The sequence below is a fragment of the Geodermatophilus tzadiensis genome (assembly GCF_003002915.1).
GTDB lineage: Bacteria > Actinomycetota > Actinomycetes > Mycobacteriales > Geodermatophilaceae > Geodermatophilus > Geodermatophilus tzadiensis.
Genome location: NZ_PVTG01000006.1, coordinates 1 through 14,041 on the forward strand (window position 1 = coordinate 1; position 14,041 = coordinate 14,041).

A 14,041-nucleotide genomic window follows, 5' to 3' on the forward strand; every position below is an offset into this window, starting at 1 on the left:
CGCGCGCTGCTCGCTGCCCTCACCGGTGCCGCCGTTCCCGATCCGGAGCCGGGTGCTGCCGTCGACCCGGGCGCACCCGATCTCGGCTGGGAGGCGCGGGAGCAGCGAGAGCTGGAGCGCTGGTGGGCGGAGTGCGAACGCCGCCTGCTGGCCGGGGAGCACGAGCCCGATCCCGATCCGGTCCCCGACCTGGTGAGCGACGAGGAGCTGCTGCGGTGGTTCACCGTGGACGGCCCGGCACCCGACGAGGGGTTTGACGACCCGCCGCCGATCCGCACCCCGGGCGTCGATGACAGCCCGCCGCCACGCGTCAACGGATCGGCTGGTGCCGACGAGGGCTGGTGGGCGCGGGCCGATCGCGCCGTCGCCGACGCCGGGACCGCGCTGCTGGCCGCCCAGCAGGCGATCGGGCACGCCGGTCGGCTGGTCGCCACCGCCGAGCGCGCCGACACCGCCGAGGAGACCACCTGGCAGCACACCCCGGCCGGGCGGGCCACCGCCGCCGCCGACGCGCTCGCCGCACTGTCCGCCGCCACCGGCGAGCACCGCGCGGCACTGGCCGCCCTGCTGGACCGCACCGGCGGCGGCGGACTGGTCGACCGGCCCCGCGTCGCCGTCACCGACGCGCTCACCGGCGCCCTGCTCGCCCTCACCGACCTGCCCGCGCTGCGCCGCACCGCCCGCACCGGCACCGGCCTGCAGACACCACCGACGACCGCCGGCTACCGCCCGGCCGCCGCCCTCGACCGGCACGTGCGCGCCCGCGACCGCCGCTGCCGCTTCCCCGGCTGCCGCCGCCACGTCCCACACGGCGGCGAACTCGACCACGCCGTCCCCTGGCCCGAGGGGGAGACGTCGGCCGCCAACCTGGCCGGCTTCTGCACCCGCCACCACCGCGGCAAGCACCAGGCGCCCGGCTGGACCCACCGGTTTGCCCCCGACGGCACGCTGACCGTCACCACCCCCACCGGGCTGACCGCCACGACCACCCCACCGCCCTACTGAGAGCCGCCGGGCCGGTCGTCGGGTCAGTGGGTGAGCTTGAGCCCGATGACGCAGCCGATGATGCCGAGCAGCAGGAAGATGCGCACCGCCGACACCGGCTCGTCGCCCGACCACATGGCGTAGCCGGCGGTCAGCGCGGCGCCGATGCCCACCCACACCGCGTACGCGGTGCCCACCGGCAGGCTGCGCATGGCGTAAGCGAGCCCGAGCATGCTGGCGACGATCGCGACCAGGAACACCACCGTCGGCGTCACGCGCGAGAAGCCCTCGGTGCGGCCGAGGGCGGTCGCCCACACGGCCTCGAGGACACCGGAGAACACGAGCACGATCCAGGACACGAGGACTCCCGAGGTCGCCGTCTTGTCGCTGTCCGGGTACGGCGCCGCTCGTCCGGAGGCCCCACCGCGGGACCCACTCCCACGGTCGCACACCGGAGCGGTCCCGTCCCGGGCGCCACCCGGGACGGGACCTCCGTCAGTCGGCGGGCTCGTCCACCCAGTCCGGGCCGTTGACCTCGCCGGGGCCGGCCAGGTCGGCGGCGTCGACGATCGTGTACGCGTAGCCCTGCTCGGCGAGGAAGCGCTGCCGGTGGGCGGCGTACTCGGCGTCGAGGGTGTCACGGCTGACCACCGTGTAGAAGTGCGCCTGCCGGCCGTCGGCCTTGGGCCGCAGCACCCGGCCCAGCCGCTGCGCCTCCTCCTGCCGGGAGCCGAACGTCCCCGACACCTGCACGGCGACCGCGGCCTCGGGCAGGTCGATGGAGAAGTTGGCCACCTTGGAGACGACGAGGGTGTCGACCTCACCGCGCCGGAAGGCGTCGAACAGCTTCTCCCGCTCGCGGTTGGTGGTCGAGCCCTGGATGACCGGGGCGTCCAGCACCTGCCCGAGCTCCTCGAGCTGGTCGAGGTAGGCGCCGATCACCAGCTTCTGCTCGCCGGGGTGCCGCTCGAGCACCCGCCGGATGACCGGCAGCTTCGACGACGCCGTCGCCGCGATCCGGTAGCGCTCCTCGGGCTCGGCGACCGCGTAGGTCATCCGCTCCTCGTCGTCGAGGGCCACCCGCACCTCGGTGCACTCCGCCGGCGCGATGTAGCCCTGCGACTCGATGTCCTTCCACGGGGCGTCGTAGCGCTTGGGCCCGATGAGCGAGAACACGTCGTCCTCCCGCCCGTCCTCCCGCACCAGCGTCGCGGTGAGGCCCAGCCGGCGGCGCGACTGCAGGTCGGCGGTGAGCCGGAAGATCGGCGCAGGCAGCAGATGCACCTCGTCGTAGACGATCAGGCCCCAGTCCTGCGCGTCGAAGAGGTCCAGGTGGCGGTACTCGCCCTTCCGGCGGGTGGTCATCACCTGGTAGGTCGCGATGGTGACCGGGCGGATCTCCTTGCGCTCGCCCGAGTACTCGCCGATCTCCTCCTCGGTGAGCGACGTGCGCGCGATCAGCTCGCGCTTCCACTGCCGCCCCGAGACGGTGTTGGTCACCAGGATCAGCGTGGTCGCCTTGGCCTCGGCCATCGCCGCGGCGCCGACCAGCGTCTTGCCCGCCCCGCACGGCAGGACGACGACGCCCGACCCGCCCGCCCAGAAGCCGTCGACGGCCTCCTGCTGGTAGTCGCGCAGGTGCCAGTTCTCCTGGGCCAGCTCGATCGGGTGTGCCTGCCCGTCGACGTAGCCGGCGAGGTCCTCGGCCGGCCAGCCCACCTTGAGCAGCGCCTGCTTGAGCCGGCCGCGCTCCGAGGGGTGGACGACGACGGTGTCGGGGTCGATGCGTGCGCCCAGCATCGGCGCCACCCGCTTGGAGCGGATGACCTCCTCGAGCACCGCCCGGTCGGTCGTGGACAGCACCAGCCCGTGCACCGGGTGGTTGACCAGCGTCAGCCGGCCGAAGCGGTCCATGGTGTCGGCCACGTCGACCAGCAGCGCGTGCGGCACCGGGTAGCGCGAGTAGCGCACCAGCGCGTCGACGACCTGCTCGGCGTCGTGCCCGGCGGCGCGCGCGTTCCACAGCGCCAGCGGGGTGACCCGGTAGGTGTGCACGTGCTCGGGCGAGCGCTCGAGCTCGGCGAACGGCGCGATGGCCGCCCGGCAGTCCCGCGCCTGCGGGTGGTCGACCTCGAGCAGCAGGGTCTTGTCCGACTGGACGATGAGGGGTCCGTCGTTCACGGGGATGGTGTCTCTCTCCGTCGCTGGGAGGTGCGGGGGCACACGGGGGCACCCGGTCCGCTGAAGGTAACGCCGGGCGGGGACAGGTCCTTCCACCCTGACGGGCTCAGCCGGCGACGTCCTCCGCGTCGACCAGCGCGACCGAGGTGATCCGGTGCACCGCGAAGGTCCGGTTCTCCTGGCGTCGCTCGTCCCAGCCCTGCAGGAAGCCGCCGGCCAGGGACACCGGCTGCACCACGCGCTGGCTGCCGCTGCCCTGCGCGTCGACGTACCCCAGCCACACCGGCACGCCCTCGCGGATGGCGCGGGACAGCAGCTCCAGCGTGCCCGCGGTGGTCACCCCGGGCACCTGGCGCACCGGCGCGGCCGGCCGGGCGGCCAGCGCGGCGTCACCGGCGCGGATCTCGCGCACCGTCGCCTCGGTCTCGGCCGGGGTGAGCGGCCGCCCGGCCGGCGAGGGCGGCGGGCCGGGACGCCGGCCGGCGGCGCGGGGCCGCGCCGGCGGGCGGGTGAGCACCGCCCCGCCGGGCGACTCGCCGGCCGGGGCGTACCCCGCGGACCGCAGCACGGTGAGCACCTCGTCGGCGCCCAGCCCGCTGACCAGCACCCCCGGCGCCAGCCGGCGCAGCTCCGCCGACGCCGTCCGCCGGTCGCCGAGCACCTGGGACAGCAGGCCGTGGTCGTCGGAGCGGACGTAGCTCTCGATCGAGCCCACCCGCAGCCGGCCGTGCTGGCGGGCGACGTCGGCGACGAGGTAGTCCAGCGCCTGCGGCACCGGCGTCCGCGAGGCGCGGGCGAAGAGGTCGTGCAGGTCGGTGGCCGACCAGCCGGCGTCCAGGGCGCGGCGCACCGAGGACTCCGACACCCGGAACACCGTCGCGCCGCCCGAGGACTCGACGTCGGCGACCACCGAGAGCGTGTCGGCCAGGCCGGCCACCAGCGGTCCCGGCGCCACCAGCGTCAGGTCGGGCTGGGCGAGCACGTGGTCGACCGGCTCGGGCAGCAGGCCGGCCATCCCGTCGGCCGCGCCCTCCTCGCCCCGGGTGAGTAGCCCGCGCCCGCCCGAGGACAGCACCCCGCCGACCAGGACGCCGATCCGCGCGGCCTCGGCCAGCATGTCGGGCACCGGCGCCAGCCGGTCCCCCCGCCGCGGCGTGCGCCAGCGCAGCAGGGTGACCAGCTCGTCGGGCGCCAGCCCGCGGCCGGGCGGGGAGTCGGCGAGCACTGCCAGCGCCGAGCGCCGGATCGCCGGGGCGGTGTGCCGCACCAGGTCGGGGGAGAGCGCGTTGACCGCCTTGCCCGCGACGTCGCGCTGGCCCACCAGCGAGGGCAGCCGGGTGCTGTCCAGCCAGCCGGCGGCCAGCGCCGCCCACCGGTCGGGCAGCGGCTGTTCGCGCCACAGGTCGTAGCCGCGGGTGGGCAGCCACTCGTCGCGGTGCGCGCCGCCGACGTCGAGCAACCCGGCGGCGAAGGCCAGCTCCAGCAGCCAGCCGGCGCCGTCCTCGGCCACCGACAGCGCCCGTGCCAGCCGCTTGCGGTCCCGGACGGCGACCCCGCCGCTGCGCAGCAGCCCGGCCGGCTCCTCCTCCAGCACCGCGAGCAGCTCGCCCACCCGGCCCACCGCCTCCAGCGCCGCGCCGGCTGCCTGCCGGTCGACGACGGCCGGGTCGCGCTCCACGACGACGGGCTCGGGCCGCAGCCGCGGCGGGCCGTAGGGCAGGTCGCCGCGCAGCAGCAGTCCGATCTCGCGCGGCAGCTCCACGTTGAGCGCGTCGATCCGGGCCAGCAGGCCGGCCTGCAGCAGCCGCCGGGCGGGGGAGGCCGCGCCGCCGCCGGTCTCCGGCAGGTGGCCCACCGGCCGGTCGCCGGAGAGCCGCTCGAGGACCTCCCGCTCGGCCGGCGCGAGCGCCCCGACGGCGGCCGGCAGGTCGGCGGGCAGGGTCACCCGCAGGTCGGCGGCGCGGCGGCCCAGCCCGGCCGGGTGGCGGACAGCGCGGCGCACCTGGTCGGGGGCGTGCAGCACGTCGTCGCCCCACAGCAGCGCCCGGGTGGTCAGCCGCTCGACCGCGGCGTCGAGGACGTCGTCGGGCAGGCCCGGCAGCTCGCCGGCGAGGTCGCCGACCTCGACGCCGTCGGCGGGCGAGAGCAGGACGACGTCGAGCACCTGCAGGGTGGCCGCGTCGAGCTCGTCGAGCGCGCGGTCCACCGACACCGGCACCGCCAGCCGCCCGGCGAGGGCGACGACGTCCGAGGGCGCGGGCCGGGCGACGTCGGGGCGCGCCGCGAGCAGCGCCGCGAGCTGGGCGTCGCTGCGGGTGCGCAGCCACGCGGCCAGCGTGGCGGGGCGGTCGGCAGGCATCCGGTCAACGCTACGTCGCCCCCGCTCCGCGCGCCGCCGCCGTCCCCGGCGGCCTGCCAGCATGGAGGCGTGCACCCGGCCGCCGACGACCCGCACACCCGGACCGCGCTCGAGGGCTACCGGGCCGGCGCGGTGCGGTGGCTGGCCGGCGGGGTCATCGCCGTCGTCCTCGCGGTCCTGCTCGGCGCGGTCGCCGTCAGCCTCGCCGAGGACCGCGGCCGCCCGCTGCCGCTGGCCGGGATGGTCGTCGTCGTGCTGGTCGTCGGCGGGGTCGTGGCCGCGGCCGCGGGGCTCGGCGCGCTGCTGCGGGCGCTGCGCTGGCACCGGGCGCTGACCGCCGTCCCGTGGCAGCGGGGCCTGCTGCGCATCGCCGGCCCGGTGATCGTCGCCTTCGAGCCCGAGGGCTACGACGAGTGGGACCCCGACGACGAGCCGGTCCGGCTGCGCCTGGTGAGCACCTCCGTGTGGCGCACCCGCCAGGTGCAGGAGCTCGACGGCGGCGAGGTCCGCGCGGCGCCGGTCGGCCCGGGCCGGTGGGTGCTCACCGCCGAGGGCCTGCCCACCCTCTACGGCGCGCGCGCCGCCCGCCGTCCCCGCTGACGCCGTGTCGCACGGGGCCTCGTGCGGGTAGGGCACCCGGCGCGGGAGGATGGCACCCGACGCGCACCCCGGGGTGCGCCCGAGCACGGAGGCGAGATGGCCAAGCGCAAGGAGAAGCACGCCCACCTGGTGGAGCCCACCTGGGGCCAGTCGGAGGACGCCGGGCCGCCGGTGACCGAGTTCCTCGGCGAGGTGGCCGGGCCGCTGTCGCCCTTCGGCGAGGACCACAGCTTCCCGCTGCCGGCCGACCGGATCCGCTACGCGCACCCCACGGACAAGCCCAACCGGGCCGGGGTGCAGCTCCCCGAGAACCGGCGCCGCTGAGCACACCGCGCCGCCGTCCGGACCCGGACGGCGGCGCGGACCCCGGACCGCTCAGGCGGGACCGCAGGGGACGACGAGCGCCCGGTGGTCCGACAGCGGCAGCCGCACCGCCTCCGCCTCGCCGGTGGCCACCACCTGCCCGCGCGCCAGCACGTGGTCGAGCTGCCGCGTGGGCTCGCCGGCCGGGAAGGTCGCGCCCGAGGCCAGTGACCGCAGCCCGCTGACCCGCTGCGCCTGCCGCGACTCCATGTTCAGGTCGCCGAGCACCAGCAGCGGCTCGCGAGTGCCGGCCAGCGAGCGCACCAGCCGGCGCAGCTGCACCGAGTTCCAGCCCGGCACGAACGACAGGTGCGTGGAGGCCACGGTGAACTGGCCGTCGGGGCCGTCGAGCACCGCGGCGACGGCGACCCGCGGCTCGTCGCCGACCAGCTTCGGCGCCCGGGCACCGCGGAACCACACCGGCACCCGCCCGCGCAGCGCCGGCAGCCGCACCACCCGCCAGGACACCACCGGGAAGCGCGACAGCAGGGCGATGCCGTAGCTCGCCGAACCCGGCTGCTCGTCGCCGGTGGCCGCCATCCACGTGCCGCCGGGGGTGCCGGCCAGCGCGGCGACGAACTGGGAGTCGACGGCGCCCATCGCCTCGGCGGCCACCGCGGTGAGGTCGGCGTTCATCGACCGGGGCTGGTCGCGGTCGACCTCCTGCAGCGCCAGGACGTCGGCGTCCAGCGTCTTCACCGCGGTGGCCAGCCGGTCGACGTCGACCCGGTCGTCCTCCGGCGAGCGCCCGTGCAGGATGTTGAAGGTCGCGATGCGCACGACGCCCTGCGTGCCCCGCCGGCCGCCGGTTCACCCGTGCGTGACCGGCACGGGCCGGGGTAGGGGCGCTCCGTGCTGCCCGACGACCGCGACGAGATCCGCGACCTGCTCAAGCGCACCGCCGTGGCCCTCAAGGAGGGCGGTGTCCCGTTCGCGCTGTGCGGCGGGTACGCCGCCTGGGTGCGCGGGGCGCCCGAGCCCGACCACGACGCCGACTTCCTCGTCCCCGCCGCCGAGTCCGAGCGGGCGGTCAAGGTGCTGCACGACGCCGGGCTGACGGTCGAGGACCCCGCCGAGGACTGGCTGACCAAGGTCGTGCAGGGCAACTCGTTCGTCGACGTCCTGTGGCGCACCTGCGGGCACCCGGTGGAGAGCGACCTCATCGAGCGGGCCGAGGACAAGCCGGTGCTCTCGGTGCACATGCCCGTGCTCGCGGCCACCGACATCCTGACCACCAAGCTCATGGCGCTCGACGAGCACTACTGCGACTTCTCCCGGCTGCTGCCGGTGGCGCGGGCGCTGCGCGAGCAGGTCGACTGGGACACCGTCCGGCGCGAGGTCGCCGGGAACGACTTCGCCGTCGTCTTCCTCGACCTGCTGGGCCGCCTGGGCATCGTCGAGCCGCCGGTCAGCGACTGACCACCACCACCGCGGCCGCCACCGCGGTCAGCACGACGGCCCCGGTGGCCAGGGCGGCCGCGGCCGGTGCCGACGCCGGCGCCCGCGTCAGCGCGCGCGCCCGCCGCGGCGCCAGGACGCCGAGGACGGCCAGCCCGGTCAGCGCCACGACGGCGGCCAGCGCGAGCGACCGCACCCGGCCCGACAGCGCCGCCCGGTGGGCCAGCAGCGCGGCCACGCCGAGCAGCCCCAGGCCGGTGCGCTGCCAGGACAGCGCGGTGCGCTCCGGCTGGGTCTCCGCCCCGCTCACCGGCCGGCCACCTCGAGCACGAGCAGCACGGCGACCAGCAGCACGACCACGGTGAGCGCCGCGACGAGCCCGGTCACGGTCCGGGCGGCGGGCAGCGGCCGGTCGGCGGCGATGGCCCGTTCGTTGCGCCGCCACCGGGCGTGCCCGGCCAGCGCCGTCCCCAGACCGGTCGCCACCAGCGCCAGGCCCACCGCGCCGCCGCCCCAGGGGACGCCGACGGGCGGCGGGCAGCGGCCGGTCGGCGGCGATGGCCCGTTCGTTGCGCCGCCACCGGGCGTGCCCGGCCAGCGCCGTCCCCAGACCGGTCGCCACCAGCGCCAGGCCCACCGCGCCGCCGCCCCAGGGGACGCCGAGCCGCGGCACGTAGGAGGCCACCGCCACCCCGCCGGCGACCAGTGCCAGGCCGGTGCGCAGCCACGCGAGCAGGGTGCGCTCGTTGGCCAGGGTGAACCGGTAGTCCGGGTGCCCGGGCCGGTCGTCCACGGGACCGATCCTCCCGGAAACCGCTCCGCGGGGATCACGGCGGTGACTAACCTGGGGGAGACAGCGGCCGACGGCTGCCGCACCCGTCCCCCGGCCGCGCGCCGGGGCCGCCCACGGACGACGACTGAGGGATCAACACGTGCCCACCGGCAAGGTCAAGTGGTTCAACCCCGAGAAGGGCTTCGGCTTCCTCTCGCGCGAGGACGGTCCCGACGTCTTCGTGCACAAGGACGCGCTGCCGTCGGGCACCACCGAGCTCAAGCCGGGCCAGCGGGTCGAGTTCGGCATCGTCGCCGGTCGCCGCGGCGACCAGGCGCTGCAGGTCCGCGTGCTCGACCCGCTGCCCTCGGTGGCGGCCAAGGTCGCCGAGCGGCACCGCAAGAAGCCCGACGAACTGGTCCCGATCATCGAGGACCTCATCAAGCTGCTCGACGACGTCTCCACCTCCCTGCGCCGCGGCCGGCACCCCGACCGCGCCGAGTCGCGCAAGGTCGCGGCGGTGCTGCGGGCGGTCGCCGCCGACCTCGAGGCCTGAGCCGGTAGCTCAGCCGGCCGGGCCGGCGGGGGCCGACGTCGGCGTGGGCTCGGTGCCCAGGTCGCCGCCGGCCCGCAGGAAGCCGATCGGCCAGGAGCCGGTGAGCAGGCACTCGCCGTGCCGGTCCTCGACGACGACGAGGTAGAACGCGGTCGGGACGACGTCGGAGCTGTTGATCCCCTCGAACGTGGTCGTGCCGCGCTCGACGTCGACCTCGCCGATCCGCTGCTCGAGGCGCTCGTCGTAGACCTGCACGCCCCAGCCGTGCTGCGCGACCTCCTCGGGCACGGTCAGCGCGATCGGGGTGTCGGGGGAGACCTCGACGACCGGCGGGGTGACCGAGTAGCGCTGCCCCTGGCCCTCGCCGCAGTACTGGGTGGGGCGGGCGGTGACCTCCTGCGGCCCGGCGGTCACCGTCACCTCCGGCGGCTCGGCCGACGCGGCGTCCCCGCACCCGGCCAGCGCGGCCGTCAGCACCCCGGCCAGCAGCGCGCCGGCGGTCCTCGTCGTCCTCACGGGCGGCGGACCTCCGGCACGGTCGGGGCCTCGGGAAACGGGACGGCGTCGGGCACCGTCGGCGCGGCCGGGTCCACCGGCACCCAGGCGCGGCGGCGCGGCGTCCACAGCACCAGGCCGACGGCGAGGACCAGCAGCGAGGCGGCGACGGTGAAGCCCAGCCAGCCGATCGGCGGCAGCGCGATGCCGACGGCACCGCCGAGCACCCAGGCCAGCTGCAGCACCGTCTCGGAGCGGGCGAACGCCGAGGCGCGCAGGCTCTCGGGCACCTCCCGCTGGATGATCGCGTCGAGCGCGGACTTGCCCAGCGCGTTGGCGACCGCGGCCACGCCGGCCACCGCGGCGGCCGTCGCCAGGCCGAAGAAGACCGCCGCCAGCACGGTGACCGCCGCGGCGGCGCCGGCCGACCAGACGACGACCCGGTCGGGGTCGGCCGCGTGCAGCCGCGAGCCGATGCCGGTGCCCAGCACGCTGCCGGCCCCGGCGGCCCCCGCGATCGCGCCGAGGGCCAGCGTGGCCTCCCACCCGGTGACGGTCGCCTGCACGAGGAACGCGGAGAAGATGGTGAGGAACCCGCCGAGCCCGCGCAGCGCGGCGTTGGCCCGCAGCGCGAGCACGACGTGCGGGTTGACCGGCCGGCGCCGGCGGCCGGCCCGGGGGAGCGGTCCGGTGCCGAGGACGTCGGCCGGCTGCTCACCGGTGGGGACGTCGACGTGGCGGGGCAGCCGCACCGCGCACACCCCGGTGACGACGAAGACGGCGGCCGTGGCCCACAGCAGCCCGCGGAAGCCGGACGCCCAGGCGACGCCGGCGGCGAGGGCGCCGAAGACACCCGCGGTGACCAGGCCGAAGACCGACAGCCGGGCGTTGGCCGAGGTCAGCGACATGGCGCCCGGCAGCACCCGGGGGACCACCGCCGCGCGCAGCACGTTGTGTGCCTTGGACAGCACCAGCACGCCGAGGGCCGCCGGGTAGAGCCACAGGTCGTCGACGTGCGCGGCCATGACCAGCGCCAGGCCGGCGCGGCCGAACGACGCCGCGCCCAGCGCCCAGCGGCGGCCGCGCTGCAGCCGGTCGAGCAGCGGGCCGACGACCGGCGCCACCACCGCGAACGGCGCCATGGTGACCAGCAGGTAGAGCGCCACGTTGCCGCGCTGGGCGTCGGTGGTGGCGGCGAAGAAGAGGGTGCCGGCCAGCGAGACGGCGATCATCGCGTCGCCGGCCATGTGCAGGGCGTTGACCCACAGCAGGTGGGTCAACCCGCTCTCCCCGGCGCCGTCGGCCCGGCTCGCGGCGCGGATCCGGGCGACCGTGGCGCCGGTCAGCTCGCGGCTGCGCGCGACGGCGACCCGGGTGACGGTCACCTTGCGCGGGGGCGGCGGTGCGGCGGTCACCGGCCGGGTGCCGGGCTGCGCCGGGTCGCCGGGCCGGTCGAGGGGGGTGGTGTCCGCGCGGTCGGGGGTGCCCGCGCCCGGCGGCGCGGTGACGGGTCCCCGGCGCAGCGGTCCCCGGCGGGACCCGGGGGGACGCGAGGACGGCACGCACCCATCGTGCCGCACCGCCCTGGGCGCGGGTGCCGCCCGCGGTCCCGGCCGCCGCGGGCATCGGCGACAATGGCCGCGTGCACCCCGACTCCGCCGACGGCGACGTGCTGCCCGCCGCGGTCGACCTCGCCCGCGCCGCGGCCGAGGAGACCGCGGGCGACCCCACCCTGGTCGGCGAGCACCTCGGTGCCACCGCCGAGCCGCTCGGCGCCGCCGCCGGGGACGTGCCGGCCGAGGCGCTCGGTCAGGTGCTCACCCACTCCTTCGCCAGCCGGCTGCCCGGCTACGTCGGCTGGTACTGGGCGGTGACCGTCGCCCGCGTCCCCGGCTCCGACGAGGTCACCGTCGACGAGGTCGTGCTGCTGCCCGGGGACGCCGCGCTGCTGGCCCCGGCCTGGGTGCCGTGGCACGAGCGGCTGCGGCCCGGCGACCTCTCGGTCGGCGACGTCCTGCCCGCCACCGAGGACGACCCGCGGCTGGTGCCGGCCTACACCACCGAGGACGACGCCGCGGCCGACCCGGAGGCGCAGGCCCTGGCCACCGAGCTGGGGCTGGGCCGCGAGCGGGTGATGTCCTCGGAGGGCCGCGCCGCCGCGGCCGCGCGCTGGCTGGCCGGCGACCACGGGCCGCGCTCGGCCATGGCCCGCCAGGCACCCGGCCCGTGCGGCACCTGCGGCTTCTTCCTGCCGCTGGCCGGGTCGCTGCGCAGCCTGCTCGGCGCCTGCGGCAACGAGTACTCCCCGGCCGACGGCCGCGTCGTCGCCGTCGACTACGGCTGCGGGGCGCACAGCCAGGCCACCCTCGCCGCCGGGGAGCCGGCCGAGGTCGTGACGTCGGCCCGCTACGACACCGCGGACTTCGACGTCCTCTAGTTCCGGTCCTCTAGTCCCGGTCCTCTAGTCCCGCCGGCCGAGCTGGCCCTGCGCGCGCATGATGCCGAGCCCGACGAAGGGCAGGAGGACGCCGGCGACGCAGGTCCAGGTCCACACCCGGTCCACCCGGTCGCCGAGCAGCAGGACGACGACCAGCGCCAGCACCCACAGCGCGGTGCCGGCCAGGACCACGCGCACGGTGTCGACCCGCAGCGGGGGCGGGGCCTGCTTGAGCGGGGCGGGCACGGGCCGACCCTAGGCGCACCTGTCGCACGAACGGCACGGGGCCGACACGCGGGTGTGGCACGCTGTCGCCGCTCGTCGCCCGGTTGCAGCAGTCCGCAGGAGCCCCCATGCCCGAGAAGTCCCGTCCCTCCGGCGGTGCGCGCGCCGCCGCCCGCGCCGGCGACACGCCCGCCGACGTCGCCGCGGCGTCCGCCCCGCCGCGGCGCAGCGAGGGCCCGCGGGTCAAGCCGCGCAACGGCCTGGACCGCTACTTCTCGATCTCGGCGCGCCGCAGCACCGTCGGCCGCGAGGTGCGCGGTGGCCTGACCACCTTCTTCACGATGGCCTACATCGTGGTGCTCAACCCGATCATCCTGTCGGGCGCCGACATCACCGGGGCCACGCTGCCCTTCGCCGGCGTCGCCGCCGTGACCGCCCTGGTGGCCGGCGCGCTGACCGTCCTCATGGGCGTGGTGGGCCGCTACCCGTTCGCGCTGGCCACCGGGCTGGGCATCAACGCGATCGTCGCCGTCTTCGCGGCCACCCAGCTGTCCTGGCCCGAGATCATGGGCCTGGTCGTGCTCGAGGGCCTGCTGATCACCGTGCTGGTGCTCACCGGCTTCCGGCGCGCGGTGTTCGAGGCCATCCCGCCGCAGCTGAAGACGGCGATCGCCGTCGGCATCGGCTTCTTCCTCACCATCATCGGCCTGGCCGACGCAGGGGTCGTCCGCCCGGGTGTGCCGCTGATCAGCTTCGGCGTCAACGGCCAGCTCGCCGGGTGGCCGCTGCTGGTGTTCGTCGTCGGGCTGCTGCTGACCGCCGTCCTCGTCGTCCGCCGGGTCCGCGGCGCGCTGCTGATCGGCATCGTGGTGACCACGGTGCTGGCGATCGTGGTCGAGGAGATCGCCGACGTCGGCGTCCGCGTCGGCGAGGACAACCCGCGCGGCTGGGCGCTGCAGCTGCCCCGCTGGCCGGACGAGGTGGTCAGCGCCCCCGACCTGTCGATCATCGGACAGTTCTCGCTGTTCGGCGGGTTCGAGCGGATCGGCGTGGTCGCCGCGCTGCTGATCGTCTTCTCGATCATGATCGCCGACTTCTTCGACACGATCGGCACGGTCACCGCCGTCGGCGCCGAGGGCGACCTGCTCGACGAGAAGCGCAACCTGCCCGGCTCGCAGCCGGTGCTGCTGGTCGACTCGGTGGCCGCGGCCGCCGGCGGCGCGGCCAGCGTCTCGTCGAACACCACCTACATCGAGTCGGCCTCGGGCGTGGCCGACGGCGCCCGCACCGGGCTGGCCAGCGTGGTCACCGGCGTGCTGTTCCTGCTGGCGATGTTCTTCACCCCGCTCGTGCAGATCGTGCCGTCGGAGGCCGCCGCGCCCGCGCTGGTGATCGTCGGCGCGCTGATGATCAGCCAGATCCGCACGCTGGAGTGGGACGACATGTCCCTGGTCATCCCGGCCTTCCTGACGATCGCGCTGATGCCGTTCACCTACTCGATCACCAACGGCATCGGCGCCGGCGTCGTCAGCTACGTCCTGCTGCGGACGGCGGTCGGCCGGGTCCGCGAGGTGCACCCGCTGATGTGGGTCATCGCGGCTGCCTTCGTCGTCTACTTCGCCCTGGAGCCGCTCCAGCAACTGTTCTGAGGACGGCTAACGGTCCGGGTAC

The 14,041-nt window shown here is 76.5% G+C and carries 16 protein-coding genes, 1 pseudogene and 1 riboswitch; of the genes and pseudogenes, 7 read left to right on the plus strand and 10 right to left on the minus strand.

What is annotated here, in order from left to right; genetic code table 11:
* Positions 1–1,005: HNH endonuclease signature motif containing protein (locus tag LY71_RS23410; RefSeq protein ID WP_170121295.1), on the plus strand; the 1,005-nt coding region annotated here is incomplete at its 5' end.
* A gap of 23 nt (positions 1,006–1,028) precedes the next feature.
* Here LY71_RS23410 and LY71_RS09660 read toward each other — a convergent pair.
* From LY71_RS09660 to LY71_RS09670, 3 genes are all read right to left on the minus strand, one after another.
* The gene (locus LY71_RS09660) at positions 1,029–1,343 is read right to left on the minus strand and encodes a DMT family transporter (protein WP_106276786.1); all 315 of its coding nucleotides are present in this window, start codon (positions 1,341–1,343) and stop codon (positions 1,029–1,031) included.
* Between the two features lie 11 nt (positions 1,344–1,354).
* Positions 1,355–1,421, minus strand: a riboswitch (guanidine-III (ykkC-III) riboswitch).
* Positions 1,422–1,479: 58 nt separating this feature from the next.
* On the minus strand, positions 1,480–3,165 hold the full coding sequence (locus LY71_RS09665) for a DNA repair helicase XPB (RefSeq protein ID WP_106276789.1): 1,686 nt from the start codon (positions 3,163–3,165) through the stop codon (positions 1,480–1,482).
* Between the two features lie 106 nt (positions 3,166–3,271).
* Entirely contained in the window at positions 3,272–5,524 is a 2,253-nt protein-coding gene (locus LY71_RS09670; protein WP_106276792.1) for a helicase C-terminal domain-containing protein, read from the minus strand.
* Positions 5,525–5,593: 69 nt separating this feature from the next.
* On the opposite strand from LY71_RS09670, the gene LY71_RS09675 reads away from it, so the two are divergent.
* Positions 5,594–6,124: a hypothetical protein gene (locus LY71_RS09675; protein WP_106276794.1), complete on the plus strand. Its 531-nt coding sequence runs from the start codon at positions 5,594–5,596 to the stop codon at positions 6,122–6,124.
* A 96-nt stretch (positions 6,125–6,220) separates the two neighbouring features.
* On the plus strand, positions 6,221–6,448 hold the full coding sequence (locus LY71_RS09680; RefSeq protein ID WP_106276797.1) for a hypothetical protein: 228 nt from the start codon (positions 6,221–6,223) through the stop codon (positions 6,446–6,448).
* Between the two features lie 51 nt (positions 6,449–6,499).
* On the opposite strand, the gene LY71_RS09685 is transcribed toward LY71_RS09680, so the two are convergent.
* Entirely contained in the window at positions 6,500–7,267 is a 768-nt protein-coding gene (locus LY71_RS09685) for an endonuclease/exonuclease/phosphatase family protein (RefSeq protein WP_106276799.1), read from the minus strand.
* A 72-nt stretch (positions 7,268–7,339) separates the two neighbouring features.
* Here LY71_RS09685 and LY71_RS09690 point away from each other — a divergent pair, with 72 nt between their 5' ends.
* On the plus strand, positions 7,340–7,906 hold the full coding sequence (locus LY71_RS09690; RefSeq protein WP_106276801.1) for a nucleotidyltransferase family protein: 567 nt from the start codon (positions 7,340–7,342) through the stop codon (positions 7,904–7,906).
* Here LY71_RS09690 and LY71_RS09695 read toward each other — a convergent pair.
* The 3 genes and pseudogenes from LY71_RS09695 to LY71_RS24045 all read right to left on the minus strand — a co-directional run.
* Positions 7,896–8,195, minus strand: a complete 300-nt coding sequence (locus LY71_RS09695) for a DUF202 domain-containing protein (protein ID WP_106277153.1) — start codon at positions 8,193–8,195, stop codon at positions 7,896–7,898. The two genes, LY71_RS09690 and LY71_RS09695, sit on opposite strands and share 11 nt — an antisense overlap.
* The gene (locus tag LY71_RS23090) at positions 8,192–8,371 is read right to left on the minus strand and encodes a hypothetical protein (RefSeq protein WP_146146094.1); all 180 of its coding nucleotides are present in this window, start codon (positions 8,369–8,371) and stop codon (positions 8,192–8,194) included. Before LY71_RS23090 ends, LY71_RS09695 begins: the two co-directional genes overlap by 4 nt.
* Positions 8,372–8,456: 85 nt before the next feature.
* A pseudogene (locus tag LY71_RS24045) lies at positions 8,457–8,678 on the minus strand (YidH family protein); the annotation flags it as partial.
* Between the two features lie 139 nt (positions 8,679–8,817).
* Here LY71_RS24045 and LY71_RS24655 point away from each other — a divergent pair.
* Complete coding sequence (locus tag LY71_RS24655) at positions 8,818–9,213, plus strand: cold-shock protein (protein ID WP_106276803.1); 396 nt, start codon at positions 8,818–8,820, stop codon at positions 9,211–9,213.
* A gap of 9 nt (positions 9,214–9,222) precedes the next feature.
* On the opposite strand, the gene LY71_RS09710 is transcribed toward LY71_RS24655, so the two are convergent.
* On the minus strand, positions 9,223–9,729 hold the full coding sequence (locus LY71_RS09710) for a DUF2771 family protein (RefSeq protein WP_106276806.1): 507 nt from the start codon (positions 9,727–9,729) through the stop codon (positions 9,223–9,225).
* Positions 9,726–11,270 carry an MFS transporter gene (locus tag LY71_RS09715; RefSeq protein ID WP_106276809.1) on the minus strand — a complete coding sequence of 515 codons (1,545 nt, stop codon included), beginning with the start codon at positions 11,268–11,270 and terminating at the stop codon, positions 9,726–9,728. Before LY71_RS09715 ends, LY71_RS09710 begins: the two co-directional genes overlap by 4 nt.
* An 80-nt stretch (positions 11,271–11,350) precedes the next feature.
* On the opposite strand from LY71_RS09715, the gene LY71_RS09720 reads away from it, so the two are divergent.
* Entirely contained in the window at positions 11,351–12,145 is a 795-nt protein-coding gene (locus LY71_RS09720; RefSeq protein WP_106277156.1) for a DUF3027 domain-containing protein, read from the plus strand.
* Between the two features lie 24 nt (positions 12,146–12,169).
* Here the strand turns inward: LY71_RS09720 and LY71_RS09725 are convergent, their stop codons facing one another.
* On the minus strand, positions 12,170–12,391 hold the full coding sequence (locus LY71_RS09725; protein WP_106276811.1) for a DUF2530 domain-containing protein: 222 nt from the start codon (positions 12,389–12,391) through the stop codon (positions 12,170–12,172).
* A 107-nt stretch (positions 12,392–12,498) separates the two neighbouring features.
* Here LY71_RS09725 and LY71_RS09730 point away from each other — a divergent pair, with 107 nt between their 5' ends.
* Entirely contained in the window at positions 12,499–14,019 is a 1,521-nt protein-coding gene (locus LY71_RS09730) for an NCS2 family permease (protein WP_106276813.1), read from the plus strand.
* The last annotated feature ends 22 nt before the right edge of the window (positions 14,020–14,041 follow it).

What these genes read in the sequence shown, in the direction of transcription:
- LY71_RS09670 (WP_106276792.1), bottom strand. Translation starts at nt 5,524, where the DNA reads ATGCCTGCCGACCGCCCCGCCACGCTGGCCGCGTGGCTGCGCACCCGC.
- LY71_RS09730 (WP_106276813.1), top strand. Translation starts at nt 12,499, where the DNA reads ATGCCCGAGAAGTCCCGTCCCTCCGGCGGTGCGCGCGCCGCCGCCCGC.
- LY71_RS09680 (WP_106276797.1), top strand. Translation starts at nt 6,221, where the DNA reads ATGGCCAAGCGCAAGGAGAAGCACGCCCACCTGGTGGAGCCCACCTGG.